The sequence below is a fragment of the Streptomyces sp. Y1 genome, assembly GCF_041053115.1.
Lineage (GTDB): Bacteria > Actinomycetota > Actinomycetes > Streptomycetales > Streptomycetaceae > Kitasatospora > Kitasatospora rubellomurina.
On the sequence record NZ_CP163445.1, the window covers coordinates 5,434,075 to 5,449,432 of the forward strand.

The window sequence follows — 15,358 nt, forward strand, 5'->3', positions numbered from 1 at the left end:
TCATTGGTCCCCCAATTCTGCCTGCCCTGATGCCCGTACCGCCGCTGGTTTCCCGCTTGGCTGGCGCGGCAGACCGACAGTTCCTGCGGGATGCCGACAGGTCCTATCCACCGAGCAGCCGCGACTCAGTCCGCCGACCTGGGCTTCCATCCGAAGCCGGAGTTCCGGAAGGCGTGTATCGAGCACCCGGCGTATTGGCGTGCCGCCCGGACCGCCGTCTGTCGGGACATGGCCTTCCCTCCTTCGGTGAAGATGGCGCCCTCCGTGCGGTTGCCGATGGCCTCCCGGAGAAGGACTGAGGCACTTTCTGGGATGAGCATCTCCGCCAGCCTGCTCTTCGAAGCGCCAGCGGCGGACAACGTGGTGTCGGTCGCGTCCCGGACGTCGAGAGAAAGGAAGGCCGTGAGGTTGAACTTGACCTCCGCGAGCAGCACCCACAGAGTGCGTTGAGCGACGGGGATGGCCGAGTCCGAGATCAGTTCGTCGAACTGCTGGGGGGTGATGGTGTCGAGGTGCACGGTCGGCTCCTTGGTCACGTTACGTGATAGTCGGGGTGGGCAAGGGTGCGCTGCCGCCCACAAGTTCGCAGCGATGTCCGGCCCCGTTCGGTACCCGCAAGGGAGCCGTGGGCCTGCGATACTTGTCGGGCCGCAAGGCGGCCGAGCAGCGAGGCAATCGGCGGCGGCCAGAAGGCCGGCGGACCACCTCCCAGCACGGAATCGGCACACATGAGGCCGAGAAGCGCGGAGAGGTTGCGAGAGCCCTGGTGAGGCGTTCTCGCAGGTCAGTGGCCAAGTGGTCAACGTTTCTGCAGGTCAGCGCCTTGCCAGGGGAAAACTTACAAAGCAGATGTCGGCGGTTCGAAACCGTCCGCGCCCACCCCTTGAAGAGGCAGAACTGAGGCTGCGGCCCAGGTCGGGAGAATGATCCCGATCTGGGCCGCCGGCGTTTCAGGGGGCCGCCACGGTGTCGGACGGATGCGTGGCCGTCCCGGTGCGCGGATCCGGCGCCTGAAATCCTCCCGAAAGATCATGGGCCGCCGTGGTGGTGGGCGGGTGGGGGTCAGGGGTGGGTGTGGCTGAGGGGGGTCGGGAGGGGGCCGATGGTGGGGAGGGTGATGGCCGAGGGGTGGGCGGCGTCGTGGAGGAGGCGGTGGTGGGCGGGTTCCGGGGCGGAGCTCGTGGGCCAGGGCTTTCCGTCTGACGGGTTGACGTCCCAGTGGGGGAAGTCGGAGGACGCGATCTGGACGGAAATGCGGTGGCCGGCCAGGAATACGTGGCTGGTGGCCCACAGGTCGATGTCGAAAGCGATCGGCCCCTTTTCGTGGAGGGGTTCCGATTCGGTGCCGAGCCGCAGAATTCCTTGGGTCACCGGATAGCGCCGGCCGTCCGGGTGGATGTCGACGAGGGCGGCGATGACGTCCGCGCTGGCGGCGTCGGTTTCCAACCAGGCTTTCGCGCGTACGGCGCCGGTGACTTCGACGGCGGACGGCAGCGGTTCGCTGTCGAAGGCGAGGACGTCGGCCCGTTCGACCAGGGCCGACTGGTCGCGGGGGCCGGCCGGGATGGCCCAGGTCTGGCCGCCGGTGGACGGCACCGGGGCCTTCGGCTCGTGCGTCCACTCGTCGGCCGCCGTCGACGCCCCGTCGGTCGGTGCGATCGCGTCGAGGGTGCCGGTCGGCCCGCTGGTGACGGGGCCGCCCGCGGAGTGGAGGAACAGCCGGACGGGGGTCGAGGCGGGCGGCCACGCGTCCGCCGATCGCCACTCGTTGATGCCCATGGTGAAGTACCGCACCCCGGGGACGGGTTCGCGCGGCCCCAGGCCCGTCAGCGGGGCGAAGAACTGCTCCAGGAGCGCGAACAGGTCGAGCTCGGCGGTCGGCCCGAAGTCGATTTCCCCCGCGATGGACTGCGGTGCGCCGTAGTGCGCGTGCTCCCACGGGCCGATGACGAGGTGGGTCGGCGCGGCGCCGGTGGAGGTGCCCTCCGCGTACGCGTTGAGGCTGCCGCCGAGGAACGCGTCGTACCAGCTGGTGACGTAGAGCGACGGCACCGAGATGTTCGGGACGAGCCGCCGGGTGGAGAGGTAGCCACCGCCCTCGGGCCGGCCGGCTTCGTCCAGCAGTTGCCGCACCCAGGGCGCGACCGCGTCGTACTGCTGCAGGACCTCGTCGAAGGGGGCGTGCAGGCCGTTCGACCGCGACAGCGGCGGGAACGCGTCGACCGGCCGGTCCTCGGTGAGTGTGGCGAGCGCCGTGGCCGCCTCCTCGCGGCCGTGGCGGCGGGCCTCGCGGATCGCCATGTTGGTCGCCCAGGCGAAGTAGAACGAGGACTCGACGGCTCCGCCGCGGCGGAACCCGTTGTCGGTGAAGTCCAGCAGGGGCGAGACCGGGCTGATGGCGACCAGTGGCGCGGGCTTCTCGGCGGCGGCCTGCACCTGGACGCTGCCGAGGTAGGACTGGCCGGTCATCACGACCTTGCCGTTGGATCCTTCGATCCCGGCGGCCCACTCGATGGTGTCGACGGTGTCCGGCGTCTCGTCACGGAAGGGGTGGAACGTGCCTTCCGACGTGTATGTCCCCCGCACGTCCTGGGCGACGCAGATGTACCCGCGGGGGACGAAGTACCTGACCTCGGAGGGGAACCACGGCTCGGTGAGGACGGACTTGTCGTAGGGCAGGCGCAGCAGGATGACCGGGCACGGGCCGTCCGATAAGGGGCGGAAGATGTCCGCTCGAAGGATCGTGCCGTCCCGCATCGGTACTTCGACATTCCGCTCGACACGCATGCGTCGTCGCCTTTCCCTGGGTGAATTCGGTGGGGTGCTCATCGATGGTGCTCATAACGGTGGTGTCGATATCGCGGAATCGGACCGGAATCGACCGTACCGCCGAGTAGGTGACTGATCGTGGGCGTTCCGAACGGACAGTACCCGTCCGGCTATCGGTGTTATGCGGACGCTTCGGTGACATCCATCACGCACGAACGGTGGTTTGACGAACTTGAATGCGTGACTCCGGTTCAGCGACCATGGGAATGCGTTCCGTGGGGCATTCGGAGACAGGGTGGGTGGGATGGGCGAGCCGGGGTTCGACGCGGTGTTGTGCGACGTGGACGGTGTGATCCGGTTCTTCGACGGGGACGGGGTGGCGGCGCTGGAGCGGGCGGCGGGAATCGAGGTGGGGAGCACGGCGGCGGTCGGGTTCGCGCCGGCGAACGATCTGCCGTTGTTGTTGGGGCGGATCTCGAAGGCGCAGTGGGTGGAGTCGATCGCGCGGGGCCTGGCGGGGCGGGTGCCGGGGGAGGCGGCGCGGGCGATGGCGGAGGCGTTCGCGAACGCGCCGTTCCGGGCCGATGAGGCGGTGGTGGGGCTGCTGCGCGGGGTGCGGGAGCGCTGCCGGGTGGTGCTGGTGACGAACGCGACGGTGTGGTTCGACGAGGACCTGGCGGAGCTGGGGCTGACGGATCTGGCGGACGCGGTGGTGAACAGTTCGGTGGTGGGCAGCGCCAAGCCGGACCGGCGGATCTACGAGGTCGCCGTCGAGCGCGCCGGGGTGGCGCCGGAGCGGTGCCTGTTCGTCGACGACCGGGAGGAGAACGTCGCGGCGGCGGTGGCGTTGGGGATGACCGGGGTGCTCTACCGGGGGCCGGAGGATCTGCGCCGGGCCCTGGCCGGCTGAGCGCGTACGGGTGGCGGGCTGCCTGAGCACGGGCTGCCCGAGCGCGTGCGGGTGGCGGGGTGACCGGGGGCGGGTGACGATCGGGGCGGTCGGGCGGATCCCTGGGAGCGGTGGGCGGATGGCTGAGCGGGCGGAGCTGTCGGCGCGGCTGAACTGGCTGCGGGCGGCCGTGCTGGGGGCCAACGACGGGGTGGTGTCGACGGCCGGGATCGTGACCGGGGTGGCGGGGGCGGCCGGTTCGCGGACGGCGCTGCTGGCGGCGGGGGTGGCGGGGCTGCTGGCGGGGGCGATGTCGATGGCGGCCGGAGAGTACGTGTCGGTGAGCACCCAACGGGACACCGAGCGGGCCGCGTTGGCGAACGAGCGGCGGGAGCTGGCGGAGGATCCGGAGGGGGAGCTGGACGAGCTGACCGACTACTACCGGGGCAGCGGGCTGGGGGACGGGCTGGCGCGGGAGGTGGCGGTGGCGCTGACCGAGCGGGACGCGCTGGCGGCCCACGCGCGGACCGAACTGGGCATCGACCCGCAGGCGTTGACCAGTCCGTGGCAGGCGGCGCTGGCGAGCGCGGCGGCGTTCACGCTGGGCGCGCTGGTGCCGCTGCTGGCGGTGCTGCTGCCGCCGGGGTCGTGGCGGCTGCCGGTGACGGTGGCGGCGGTGGTGGCCGCGCTGACGCTGTCCGGCTGGGTGAGTGCCCGCCTGGGCGGGGCGGGCCCGGCGCGGGCCGTCGCGCGCAACGTGGCGGGCGGGCTGCTGGCGATGGCGGTGACGTACTCCGGCGGCCTGCTGCTGGACGGCGTCACGGGGTGACGCGCTCGGGAGGCGGCCGGCGCGGCCCTGTGTTTGTGTGGCTGCAAACCGCTTGGGAGAGGTGAACCTCCGTGACCATGCCCCCGTTCGGATCGAACGACCCGTTCTCCGACCTGCTCAGTCGGTTCTTCGGGATGAGCCCGCTGGCGTCCCCGCCGGCCGTGCAGCGGGTGCCGATCGGGCGGCTGCTGAGCGAGTCCTCGCAGGAGCTGCTGGCGCTGGCCGCGCAGCGGGCCGCGACGGACGGCAGCAACGACCTGGACACCGCGCACCTGGCGTGGGCGGCCACCCGGGTGGAGCCGTCGCGGCGGATGCTGGCGCGCGCGGGCATCGACCCGGACGAGCTGGCGGAGGACCTGGAGCACGCGCTGCCGTCCGGCAACGCCGAGGCGCTGGAGGGGCGGCCGGCGCTCACCCCGGCGGCGAAGCGGGCGCTGCTGGCCGCGCACGCCCGTTCGCAGGAGGCCGGCGCCTCGTACATCGGCCCGGAGCACCTGCTGGGCGCGCTGCTGGACCAGGAGCGGTCGGGGGCGGGCGCGGCGCTGCGCAACGCGGCGCCCTCGCAGGAGGCGCTGAAGACGGTGCTGGACGGCCGGGGCGCCGGCGGCGAGCGCGGCGGTACGGGCGCGGCGCCGAGCGAGACGCCGACCCTGGACGAGTACGGGCGCGACCTCACCGAGGAGGCGCGCTCGGGCCGGCTGGACCCGGTGGTCGGGCGGGCCGAGGAGATCGAGCAGACCGTCGAGATCCTGTCCCGCCGGACGAAGAACAACCCGGTGCTGATCGGCGAGCCGGGTGTCGGCAAGACGGCGATCGTCGAGGGGCTGGCGCAGCGGATCGTCTCCGGGGACGTCCCGCGGAGCCTGGCGGACAAGCGGGTGGTGTCGCTGGACCTGACGGCGCTGGTGGCCGGCTCCAAGTACCGGGGCGAGTTCGAGGAGCGGCTGAAGAGCGTGATCGACGAGGTGACGGCGGCCGAGAAGAGCGTGATCCTCTTCCTGGACGAGCTGCACACCGTGGTCGGCGCGGGCGGTGGCGGCGAGGGCTCGATGGACGCCGGCAACATCCTCAAACCCGCCCTGGCGCGCGGGGAGTTGAGCGTGGTCGGGGCGACCACGCTGGACGAGTACCGCAAGCACGTGGAGAAGGACGCCGCGCTGGAGCGCCGCTTCCAGCCGGTGCTGGTGCCGGAGCCGAGCGTCGAGGAGACGATCGAGATCCTGCGGGGGCTGCGCGACGCCTACGAGGCGCACCACCAAGTCCGGTTCAGCGACGAGGCGTTGGACGCGGCGGCGACGCTCTCCGACCGGTACGTGAGCGACCGCTTCCTGCCCGACAAGGCGATCGACCTGCTCGACCAGGCCGGCGCCCGGGTGCGGCTGCGCAGCCTGAGCGGCTCGACCGAGGCGACGGCCGTCCAGGACCGGATCACCAAGCTGAAGCGCGAGCTGGACGAGGCCGTCGCGGACGAGGAGTTCGTGCGCGCCGCCAATCTGAAGACCGAACTGCGGCAGACCGAGGACGAGTTGGCGGCCATCGCGGAAGCCCGCGAGGAGGTCGTCGACGTGACGGCGGACGACATCGCGCAGGTGCTGTCGGCCCGGACGGGCATCCCGGTCGCCGAGTTGAACGCGACCGAGCGGGAGCGGCTGCTCCGGCTGGAGGACCACCTGCACGAGAAGGTGATCGGCCAGGACGAGGCGGTCACCGCCGTCGCCCAGGCGGTGCGCCGCGGCCGGGCGGGGATGGGCGACCCGGACCGCCCGACCGGCTCCTTCCTGTTCCTCGGCCCGACCGGCGTCGGCAAGACCGAGCTCGCCAAGGCGCTGGCGACGCTGCTGTTCGGCGACCCGGACCGGATGATCCGCTTCGACATGAGCGAGTTCCAGGAGAAGCACACCGTCTCCCGGCTGGTCGGCTCCCCGCCCGGGTACGTCGGCTACGACGAGGCCGGGCAGCTGACCGAGGCGGTGCGCCGCAAGCCGTACAGCGTGCTGCTGTTCGACGAGGTGGAGAAGGCGCACCCGGACGTCTTCAACCTGCTGCTCCAGGTGCTGGACGACGGGCGGTTGACCGACTCGCAGGGGCGCACGGTCGACTTCCGCAACACCGTGGTGATCATGACCAGCAACATCGGCTCGCAGCGGATCCTGGACCACTCCGGGAACGTGGACGAGATCCGGGACGACCTGATGCGCGACCTGCGGCAGCAGTTCCGCCCGGAGTTCCTGAACCGGATCGACGAGGTGATCGTCTTCCACGCGCTCACCCGCAAGGACCTGCTGTCCGTGGTCGACCTGCTGCTGGAGCGCACCCGGCGCCGGCTGCGCGCCCAGGACGTCGAGCTGGACGTCACCGAGGCGGCGAAGGAGTACCTGGTCAACCGCGGCTACCAGCCGGAGTTCGGCGCCCGGCCGCTGCGCCGGACGATCCAGTCGGAGCTGGACAACCGGATCTCCAACCTGCTGCTGGACGGCAGCGTGCGCGCGGGGGACACCCTGATCGCGGACGTGAGCGACGGCGAGCTGACGGTCACCATGGCGCGGCCGGAGGCCTCCACGGCCTGAGCCCGGCCGGGCCGGCAGGGCGCGCTCCGCGGCCAGGAGCGCGCCCGAACGCCGTTCCCCGCGAAGGGAGTCACGCGGAGGGGAAGACCTCCCGCAGCAGCGGGTCCGGCAGCCCGCGCTTGCGCCACTCGCGCGGGTAGCCGAGCGAGACCTCGGTGAACGGCACCCCGTCGTAGGAGGTCCGGCGCGGGATGTGCAGGTGCCCGTAGATCATCGCCGCGGTGTTGAAGCGCCGGTGCCAGTCGGCGGTGAGCTCGGTGCCGCACCACTGGGCGAACTCGGGGTACCAGAGGATCTCGGTGGGGTGGCGGACCAGCGGGTAGTGGTTGACCAGCACCAGCGGGACGGACGGGTCGCAGGCGGCCAGCCGTTCCTCGGTGAGCCGGACGCGCTCGCGGCACCAGGAGTCGCGGTCCGGGTACGGGTCCGGGTGGAGCATGTGCTCGTCCGCGCAGACGATGCCGGCCTCGTAGGCGGCGGCCAGCGACTCCTCCTTGGTGCTCGTCCCGGGGGCGCGGAAGGAGTAGTCGTACAGCAGGAAGAGCGGCGCAACGAGGACCGGCCCGCCGGCGCCCTGCCACAGCGGGTACGGGTCCTCGGGGGTCAGCACGCCGAGGCGGCGGCAGAGTTGGACGAGGTGGTCGTAGCGCGCGGTGCCGCGCAGCTGGACGGCGTCCTCGGGGTGGGTCCACAGTTCGTGGTTGCCGGGCGCCCAGATCACCCGGGCGAAGCGCTCGGCGAGCAGGCCGAGGGCCCACTCGATGCTCTCGGACTTCTCGGCGATGTCCCCGGCGACGATCAGCCAGTCGTCGGGGTGGGTGGGCTGGAGCTTCTCCACCAGGTCGCGGTTCTCCTGGTAGGAGATGTGCAGGTCGCTCACCGCGAGCAGCCGCCCGCCCGCCCCGCTGGGCGCCGCCGGTGTGTCGCTGCGGTTCTCGATCGTCACTTCCGTCCCCCTGTGTTCACCACGCCTGTACCGCCACCCTACGGCGCGGACCGCGGGTTCGGGCGGGGTTGGCCGGGATCTGCCACCGGGGAACCGCGGTTGATCAGGAGTGGAAGTCCATCAGGACGCCGTGCGAGGTGGCGGTGGTGACGGCCAGGATGACGAGCGAGGCGATGCCGAGGGCCAGTCCGAGGGCGGCCCGGCCGCGCCGGCGGGTGCCGCGGACGAGGGCGAGCGTGGCGAGGGTGATGGCGAGCGGCCCCAGCGCGATGTTGAAGATCAGCAGGCCGGGGAGGCCGAGCAGGAAGGAGGCGACGGCGAGGCTGTCGGCCTCGGCGGTGGCCGGGCGGGCCGGACGGCCGGGGTCGGTCTGCCGGCCGGGACGGCTCGGGCGGGCGGTGTGTTCGGCGGTGGTGCTCATGGCGGCGGTGGTCCTCTCGGTGAGTGGACGGTGGGGGCCGGTCAGCGGTGCCGCAGCCGGGCGATGCCCTCGCGGGCGCCGAAGGCGAGCAGCCAGGCGGCGATGGCGGCGGAGGCGGTGAGGAAGACCGGGAGCGAGGTGTGCGCGGCGGCGCCGATCAGGACGCCCATGGCGACGAGGGCGGAGAACAGGATCACGGCCGACTCCTCCGGTTCGGTGTTTCGGTTGACAAGTGTTCACTGACTTCGGGCACCACTGTACGCCCGGCTGGCCAAGTTCGGCAAACGACTGTTTACTGAATGGCGTGAGTCACACCGTGGGGGCCAGGCAGGCCCAGAAGCAGCAGAGTCGGCGCGCCTTGCTGGACGCGGGACTGCACCTGCTGGCCGAGCAGAACCTGGCCAGCCTGGGCGTCCGCGAGGTCACCCGGGGGGCCGGGCTCTCCCCGGCTGCGTTCTACCGGCACTTCCCGGACCTCGCCGCGCTCGGCGTGGCGCTGGTCGAGGAGTCGCTGGTCAGCCTGCACGTGATGATCCGTGCGGTGCTCGCGGAGGCCGGCGGCGCCGAGGAGCTGATCGACCGCGCGGTGGACGTGATCGAGCGGCACGTGCGCGAGCACCGTCCGCACGTCCGCTTCCTGGCGCGCGAGCGGCACGGCGGGGTGCGCCTGGTGCGGGAGGCGATCGACGCCGAACTCGGGCGGTTCGCCGCCGAGGTGGGGGCCGCGCTGGCGCTCCAGCCGTCCTCGCGCGACTGGAGCGAGCGCGACCTGCGGATGCTCGCCGAGCTGTACGTGGACCTCATGGTCTCGACGGCCGCGGCCCTGCTGGAGGCCCAGGAGGCCGACTCCGGCGGCGACCCGGCGCGGGTGGAGCGGATCGCCGCCACCACGCGGCTGCAGTTGCGCCTGATCAGCCTCGGTCGGCGGCACTGGCCGGGGAGTTGAGCGCGCGTCGATCCCCGCAGGAGTGACTCGCCGGTAGCGGCCTCCGGGGCGGTTCGCACCTCTTGACAGTCGGTCATGTCCGCGACAGGTTTGGTGGACCCCCACGTGGACCCCCACACCGAGAGGTCGCCCATGAAGCCGCTCATAGGTACGTTCGCCGCGCTCGCGCTCGCCGGGGCCACCGTCGTGGCCGGCTCCCTCCCGGCCCAGGCCTCGGCCCCGAGCAGCGCCACCGTCAACTTCGCCGGCACCGTCGCGCTCAGCAACTGCTCCGGCTCGCTCGTCCGGCTGCCCGGCTCGGCCGCGACCGACCCGGCCCTGGTGCTGTCCAACGGGCACTGCCTGGAGTCCGGCATGCCCGGCCCCGGCGAGGTCGTCCTCAACCAGCCGTCCAGCCGGACGTTCAGCCTGCTCAGCGCCACCGGCGGCAAGCTCGGCACGCTGCGCGCGACCAAGGTGGTCTACGGCGCCATGACCGACACCGACGTGTCGATCTACCAGCTCAACACGACCTACGCCTCGATCAAGTCCCGGTACGGCATCGCCCCGCTCACCATCGCGGACACCCACCCCGCCCAGGGCGCGGACATCCGGGTGGTCTCCGGCTACTGGAAGAAGATCTACTCCTGCTCGATCGACGGCTTCGCCTACCAACTCAACGAGGGCGACTGGACGTTCAAGGACTCCGTCCGCTACACCTCCGGCTGCGACGTGATCGGCGGCACCTCCGGCTCGCCGGTGGTCGACGCCTCGACCGGCCGGCTGGTCGCGGTGAACAACACGATCAACGAGAACGGCGAGTCCTGCACGGTCGACAACCCGTGCGAGGTGGACGAGAACGGCGCGGTGACGGTGCACCAGGGCATCGGCTACGCCCAGGAGACGTACGGCATCCCGGCCTGCTTCGCCGCCGGCAACCAGCTCGACCTCACCCTGCCCGGCTGCACGCTGCCGAGGCCGTGACCGGCGGTCCGCCCGGTCCGGGCCGGCCGACAACACCGAGCAGCTGAGGCGCATTGACCAGCACCTTCCCCCCGATGGGCCACCCGCGACCGGCGGGTGGCCCATTCGGCCGTCCACCGGGCGACCGAGGCACCATCCGTACCGCAGAGTCGTGCCGAACCCCGGCGCGAGCCATGTCCGTTGACCAGATGGAGAGTTGATGCGCACCACCGTGAGAAGACTGCTGGTCTCCGCCCTGCTGATACCGCTGCTCGGCCTCGGCGGCGGCCTGGCCACCCCGGCGCTGGCCGCCGGCGCGGCGGGCGACACGGCCGGGGCCGCCCGCGCCCTGAGCCCCGCCGACGACCCGAACGCCGACATCAAGGACCGCCTGGCGGCGATCCCCGGGGTGACCATCACCGAGGAGAAGCCGACCACCACGGGCCACCGCTTCTTCGTGGCGACCTACACCCAGCCGATCGACCACTTCCGCCCGTGGCTGGGCACCTTCCAGCAGCGCTTCACCCTGCTGCACCGCGGCTACGACCGCCCGACCGTCTTCTACACCAACGGCTACACCCTGGGCACCAACCCGTCCCGCACCGAGCCGACCCGGCTGGTGGACGGCAACCAGGTCTCCATCGAGTACCGCTTCTTCACCCCCTCCCGCCCCGAGCCGGCCGACTGGACCAAGGCGGGCATCCGCCAGCAGGCCGCCGACTCGCACCGGCTGGTGACCGCGCTCAAGCGGATCTACGAGCAGGAGTGGCTCTCCACCGGCGCCAGCAAGGGCGGCATGTCGTCCACCTACTACCGCCGCTTCTACCCGGACGACATGGCCGGCACCGTCGCCTACGTCGCGCCGAACAACACCGACGTCGACGACTACGCGGCGTACAGCGAGTTCTTCCGCACCGTCGGCACCCCCGAGTGCCGGGCGCGCCTGTCCGCCGCCCAGCGCGAGCTGCTGGTGCGCCGCGACCGCCTGGAAGCCCGCTACGTGGCCGACAACAAGGCCGCCGGCTCGACCTTCACCACCCTGGGCACCCCGGACCGCGCCTACGAGGCCGGCGTGCTCGACACGGTCTGGGCGTTCTGGCAGTACAGCCTGGAGGCGGACTGCGCCAAGGTGCCGGTGGCCGCCACCGCGACCGACGACGAGCTGTACGCCTGGTTCGACGCGCAGTCCGGCATCACCGGCAACAGCGACCAGTCGCTGGCGAAGTACACCGCGTACTACTACCAGGCCGCGACCGAGCTGGGGCAGCCGTACTTCGACGTCTCGAACCTGAACGGCCTGCTGCACTACGACTACAAGGAGCTGTACTCGTCCCGCTCGTACGTGGCCAAGGACATCAACGTCCCGGCCTTCAACCCGTACGCGATGCGCGACATCGACCGCTGGGTGAAGCACGACGCCGAGCGGATCATGTACGTCTACGGCGGGAACGACCCGTGGGGCGCCAAGCCGTTCCGCCTCGGCCGGGGCAGTGACGACAGCTACGTCTACACCGTGCCCGGCGGCAACCACGGCTCCAACATCGGCAAGCTCCCGGCCGCGCAGTCGGCCGAGGCGACCGCCAAGGTGCTGGAGTGGGCGGGCCTGGGCGACCAGGACGCGGCCCGCTCGCTGGCGAAGACCCCGCAGCTGCTGCCGGCGTTCGGCCCGCTCGACGTCGAGGGGCAGAAGCTGGAGCAGGAGCGCCGCCCGCTGTAACGCGCCCCGAAGGGCACCCCGAAAGGCCCCCCGGGCGCTGCCCGGAGGCAGCCCGAAGGCAGCCCGGAGGCAGCCCGGACGCAGCCCGGAGACCGCCCCCGCACCCGCGCGGGGGCGGCCTCCGCGCGTCCGCACCGGTTCGGCGGAACCCCTCCCCGAAGAGGTGAATGGGTGCTTCAATGCTTCCATGGCCTACCGACGCACCCCCGCCGTCCAAGCCCGCCTGGACGCCCAGCGCGAAGTGGTGCTGCAGGCGGCCGTGGGACTGCTCGCCGAGCGCGGCTACGGCGGCTGCACCGTCGCCGCCGTGGCCGACCGCGCCGGGATCGCCACCGGCAGCCTCTACCAGCACTTCGCCAACAAGGCCGAACTGTCGGTCGAACTGTTCCGCCGGGTGGTGAACCGGGAGATCGCCGAGGTCGGGACGGCCCTCGCGCGCCAGGACACCCCGCAGCAGCGGATCGCCGCCGTGGTCGAGACCTTCGCCACCCGCGCCCTGCGCGCCCCCCGGCTGGCGTACGCCCTGCTGGTCGAGCCCGCCGACGCGGTGGTGGACGGCGAACGCCTGGTCTTCCGGCGCGCCTTCCGCGACATGCTCGCCACCGAGATCGCCGCCGCCCTGGCGAACGGCGAACTCCCCGAGCAGGACCCGGTGCTGACCGCCGCCGCCCTGGTCGGCGCGGTCGGCGAGGCGCTGGCCGGGCCGCTGGCCGGCGCGCCCGAGAGCGGCGCCGCCGCCGACCCCGCGCGGGCCGCCGCCGAGGTGGTCCCCGCCCTGGTCTCCTTCACCCTGCGTGCCCTGGGAGGACGCGATGACAGCGACGCATGAGGTCACCAACCAGGTGCCCCTGCCGTACGGACACGACACCGCCGCCGACGAGACCCTGCTCGACGCGCTGCGCCGGGCCGGCGCGGACTGGGCCGAGCCCGAGCTGCGCGAACTCGGCCGGCTGGCCGGCTCCGAGCAGGCCGCCGAGTGGGGCCGCCTCGCCAACGAGCACCCGCCCGTGCTGCGCACCCACGACCGCTTCGGCCACCGGATCGACGAGGTCGAGTTCCACCCGGCCTGGCACGAGCTCATGCGCACCGCCGTCTCGTACGGCCTGCACGCCGCGCCCTGGCGGGACGGCCGGCCCGGCGCGCACACCGCCCGCGCAGCCAAGTTCTTCGTCTGGGGCCAGGTCGAGGCCGGCCACACCTGCCCGATCTCGATGACCTACGCCGCCGTTCCGGCGCTGCGCCACAACCCCTCCCTCGCCGCCGAGTTGGAGCCGCTGCTGGCCGCCCCCGAGTACGACTTCGGGCTGCGCGAGCCGCGCACCAAGCGCGGGCTGATCGCCGGCATGTCGATGACCGAGAAGCAGGGCGGCTCGGACGTCCGCACCAACACCACCACCGCCACCCCGCAGCCGGACGGCACCTACCGGCTCACCGGCCACAAGTGGTTCACCTCGGCGCCGATGTCCGACCTCTTCCTGACCCTCGCCCAGGCCCCCGGCGGCCTCAGCTGCTTCGTGCTGCCGCGGATCCTGCCGGACGGCGGCCGCAACCGGCTGCGGCTGATGCGGCTCAAGGACAAGCTCGGCAACAAGTCCAACGCCTCCGCCGAGCTGGAGTACGACGGCGCGGTGGGCTGGCTGGTCGGCGAGGAGGGCCGGGGCGTGCCGACCATCATCGAGATGGTCAACATGACCCGCCTGGACTGCACCATCGGCGCCGCCTCCGGCATGCGCTACGGCGCCACCCGGGCCGTCCACCACACCCTGCACCGGCGGGCGTTCGGCAAGGCGCTGGTCGACCAGCCGCTGATGCGCAACGTGCTGGCCGACCTGGTGGTGGAGTCCGAGGCCGCCACCGCCGTCGCGATGCGGCTCGCCCGGTCCACCGACCTCGCCCTGGCCGGCGACGGGAACGAGGCGCTGGTCCGGCGCCTCGGCCTGGCGGTGGCCAAGTACTGGGTGTGCAAGCGCGGGCCGGCGCACGCCGCCGAGGCGCTGGAGTGCCTGGGCGGCAACGGCTACGTCGAGGAGTCCGGGATGCCCCGGCTCTACCGGGAGGCGCCGCTGGTGTCGATCTGGGAGGGCTCCGGGAACGTCGCCGCCCTGGACGCGCTGCGCGCCATGGCCAGGAGCCCGGAGAGCGTCGAGGCCTTCCTCGGCGAGCTCGACGCCGCCGCCGGCGCGGACCGCCGCCTGGACGCGGCCGTCGCCGACCTGCGCAAACAGCTCGGCGACCCGGCCGACCTGGAGTACCGCACCCGCCGGCTGGTCGAGTCGATGGCGCTGGCCTTCCAGGGCTCGCTGCTGGTCCGCCACGGCGACGCGGCGGTGGCCGACGCCTTCTGCGCCAGCCGCCTGGGCGGCGACCACGGCGCGGCCTTCGGCACCCTGCCCTCCGGCGTCGACGGCGCGGCGATCATCGACCGGGCCCGGCCGGTGCCCGCGTGAACGAGGCCGCGGACGTCCGCGCGTTCTGGCAGGGCCTCGGCCTGCCCGGGCTGGTCGACGTGCACACCCACTTCATGCCGAAGAACGTCCTCGACAAGGTGTGGGCGTACTTCGACGCGGCCGGCCCGCTGGTGAACCGCCCCTGGCCGATCACCTACCGCGAGGCCGAGGAGCAACGGGTGCGCCGGCTGCGGGAGTTCGGGGTGCGCGGGTTCACCGCGATGCTCTACCCGCACAAGCCCGGCATGGCCGCCTGGCTGAACGCCTGGTCCGCCGACTTCGCCGCCCGCACCCCGGACTGCCTGCACACCGCGACCTTCTACCCCGAGCCCGAGGCCCCCGGCTACGTGGCCCGGGCGATCGAGGGCGGCGCCCGGGTGTTCAAGGCGCACCTGCAGGTCGGCGGCTACGACCCGGCCGACCGGGCGCTGGACGAGGTCTGGGGCCTGCTCGCGAGCACCGGCACCCCGGTGGTCGCGCACTGCGGCTCCGGGCCGGTGCCCGGCCGCTTCACCGGCCCCGGGCCGATCGGCGAGGTGCTGAAGCGGCACCCCGGGCTGGTGCTGCTGGTCGCGCACATGGGCATGCCCGAGTACGGCGACTTCCTCGACCTGGCCGAGCGCCACCCGGACCTCCGGCTGGACACCACCATGGCGTTCACCGACTTCGCCGAGGCCGACGCGCCGTTCCCGCGCGCGGAGCTGCCCCGGCTGCGCGACCTGCGCGAGCGCGTCCTGCTCGGCAGCGACTTCCCGAACATCCCGTACCGCTACCTCCACCAGCTGGAGGCGCTGGCCGGGCTGGGGCTGGGGGAGGAGTGGCTGCGGGCGGTCTGCCACGACAACGCGGCGGCGCTGTTCGGGCTCGGCCCCGGCTGACCGCGGG

14 protein-coding genes are annotated in these 15,358 nt (G+C 72.6%); 9 read left to right on the forward strand and 5 right to left on the reverse strand.

Annotation, left to right across the window (positions count from 1 at the left end; all coding sequences use genetic code 11):
• Positions 1 to 125 precede the first annotated feature (125 nt).
• A complete protein-coding gene (locus AB2U05_RS23555; protein WP_369184188.1) occupies positions 126 to 518 on the reverse strand; it encodes a hypothetical protein in 393 nt (130 codons plus the stop codon).
• A 544-nt stretch (positions 519 to 1,062) separates the two neighbouring features.
• A complete protein-coding gene (locus AB2U05_RS23560; protein ID WP_369184189.1) occupies positions 1,063 to 2,787 on the reverse strand; it encodes a CocE/NonD family hydrolase in 1,725 nt (574 codons plus the stop codon).
• 286 nt (positions 2,788 to 3,073) lie between these two features.
• Here AB2U05_RS23560 and AB2U05_RS23565 point away from each other — a divergent pair, with 286 nt between their 5' ends.
• The 3 genes from AB2U05_RS23565 to AB2U05_RS23575 all read left to right on the forward strand — a co-directional run bounded on the left by AB2U05_RS23565 (position 3,074) and on the right by AB2U05_RS23575 (position 7,054).
• Positions 3,074 to 3,679, forward strand: coding sequence for an HAD-IA family hydrolase (locus AB2U05_RS23565; RefSeq protein ID WP_045704631.1), 606 nt, complete (start codon positions 3,074 to 3,076; stop codon positions 3,677 to 3,679).
• Between the two features lie 118 nt (positions 3,680 to 3,797).
• Positions 3,798 to 4,487: a VIT family protein gene (locus tag AB2U05_RS23570; RefSeq protein WP_045708543.1), complete on the forward strand. Its 690-nt coding sequence runs from the start codon at positions 3,798 to 3,800 to the stop codon at positions 4,485 to 4,487.
• Positions 4,488 to 4,558: 71 nt separating this feature from the next.
• Positions 4,559 to 7,054 (forward strand): ATP-dependent Clp protease ATP-binding subunit, encoded by a 2,496-nt coding sequence (locus tag AB2U05_RS23575; protein WP_279616860.1) that lies wholly within the window; start codon positions 4,559 to 4,561, stop codon positions 7,052 to 7,054.
• 70 nt (positions 7,055 to 7,124) lie between these two features.
• Here the strand turns inward: AB2U05_RS23575 and AB2U05_RS23580 are convergent, their stop codons facing one another.
• The 3 genes from AB2U05_RS23580 to AB2U05_RS23590 form a co-directional block, all read right to left on the reverse strand.
• The gene (locus AB2U05_RS23580; RefSeq protein WP_244179069.1) at positions 7,125 to 8,000 is read right to left on the reverse strand and encodes a metallophosphoesterase; all 876 of its coding nucleotides are present in this window, start codon (positions 7,998 to 8,000) and stop codon (positions 7,125 to 7,127) included.
• A gap of 103 nt (positions 8,001 to 8,103) precedes the next feature.
• Entirely contained in the window at positions 8,104 to 8,421 is a 318-nt protein-coding gene (locus tag AB2U05_RS23585) for a hypothetical protein (protein WP_045704627.1), read from the reverse strand.
• 41 nt (positions 8,422 to 8,462) lie between these two features.
• Positions 8,463 to 8,618 (reverse strand): hypothetical protein, encoded by a 156-nt coding sequence (locus AB2U05_RS23590; protein ID WP_157882279.1) that lies wholly within the window; start codon positions 8,616 to 8,618, stop codon positions 8,463 to 8,465.
• A 107-nt stretch (positions 8,619 to 8,725) separates the two neighbouring features.
• Between AB2U05_RS23590 and AB2U05_RS23595 the strand changes: the two genes are divergently transcribed.
• The 6 genes from AB2U05_RS23595 (at position 8,726) to AB2U05_RS23620 (ending at position 15,351) form a co-directional block, all read left to right on the forward strand.
• A complete protein-coding gene (locus tag AB2U05_RS23595; protein ID WP_369184190.1) occupies positions 8,726 to 9,367 on the forward strand; it encodes a TetR family transcriptional regulator in 642 nt (213 codons plus the stop codon).
• A gap of 132 nt (positions 9,368 to 9,499) precedes the next feature.
• The gene (locus tag AB2U05_RS23600) at positions 9,500 to 10,330 is read left to right on the forward strand and encodes a serine protease (RefSeq protein WP_045704623.1); all 831 of its coding nucleotides are present in this window, start codon (positions 9,500 to 9,502) and stop codon (positions 10,328 to 10,330) included.
• Positions 10,331 to 10,529: 199 nt separating this feature from the next.
• Positions 10,530 to 12,026 carry a S28 family serine protease gene (locus AB2U05_RS23605; RefSeq protein WP_369184191.1) on the forward strand — a complete coding sequence of 499 codons (1,497 nt, stop codon included), beginning with the start codon at positions 10,530 to 10,532 and terminating at the stop codon, positions 12,024 to 12,026.
• Positions 12,027 to 12,213: 187 nt separating this feature from the next.
• Positions 12,214 to 12,855: a TetR/AcrR family transcriptional regulator gene (locus AB2U05_RS23610; protein WP_369184192.1), complete on the forward strand. Its 642-nt coding sequence runs from the start codon at positions 12,214 to 12,216 to the stop codon at positions 12,853 to 12,855.
• Positions 12,839 to 14,473 carry an acyl-CoA dehydrogenase family protein gene (locus tag AB2U05_RS23615; protein ID WP_369184193.1) on the forward strand — a complete coding sequence of 545 codons (1,635 nt, stop codon included), beginning with the start codon at positions 12,839 to 12,841 and terminating at the stop codon, positions 14,471 to 14,473. Before AB2U05_RS23610 ends, AB2U05_RS23615 begins: the two co-directional genes overlap by 17 nt.
• The gene (locus tag AB2U05_RS23620) at positions 14,470 to 15,351 is read left to right on the forward strand and encodes an amidohydrolase family protein (RefSeq protein WP_369184194.1); all 882 of its coding nucleotides are present in this window, start codon (positions 14,470 to 14,472) and stop codon (positions 15,349 to 15,351) included. The genes AB2U05_RS23615 and AB2U05_RS23620 overlap by 4 nt, the downstream gene beginning before the upstream one ends.
• Positions 15,352 to 15,358 lie beyond the last annotated feature (7 nt).

Bases quoted from the DNA above. Each gene is read 5' to 3' on its own strand.
- AB2U05_RS23560 (WP_369184189.1), bottom strand. From the start codon at position 2,787: ATGCGTGTCGAGCGGAATGTCGAAGTACCGATGCGGGACGGCACGATC.
- AB2U05_RS23565 (WP_045704631.1), top strand. From the start codon at position 3,074: ATGGGCGAGCCGGGGTTCGACGCGGTGTTGTGCGACGTGGACGGTGTG.
- AB2U05_RS23570 (WP_045708543.1), top strand. From the start codon at position 3,798: ATGGCTGAGCGGGCGGAGCTGTCGGCGCGGCTGAACTGGCTGCGGGCG.
- AB2U05_RS23585 (WP_045704627.1), bottom strand. From the start codon at position 8,421: ATGAGCACCACCGCCGAACACACCGCCCGCCCGAGCCGTCCCGGCCGG.
- AB2U05_RS23600 (WP_045704623.1), top strand. From the start codon at position 9,500: ATGAAGCCGCTCATAGGTACGTTCGCCGCGCTCGCGCTCGCCGGGGCC.
- AB2U05_RS23605 (WP_369184191.1), top strand. From the start codon at position 10,530: ATGCGCACCACCGTGAGAAGACTGCTGGTCTCCGCCCTGCTGATACCG.
- AB2U05_RS23610 (WP_369184192.1), top strand. From the start codon at position 12,214: ATGGCCTACCGACGCACCCCCGCCGTCCAAGCCCGCCTGGACGCCCAG.
- AB2U05_RS23615 (WP_369184193.1), top strand. From the start codon at position 12,839: ATGACAGCGACGCATGAGGTCACCAACCAGGTGCCCCTGCCGTACGGA.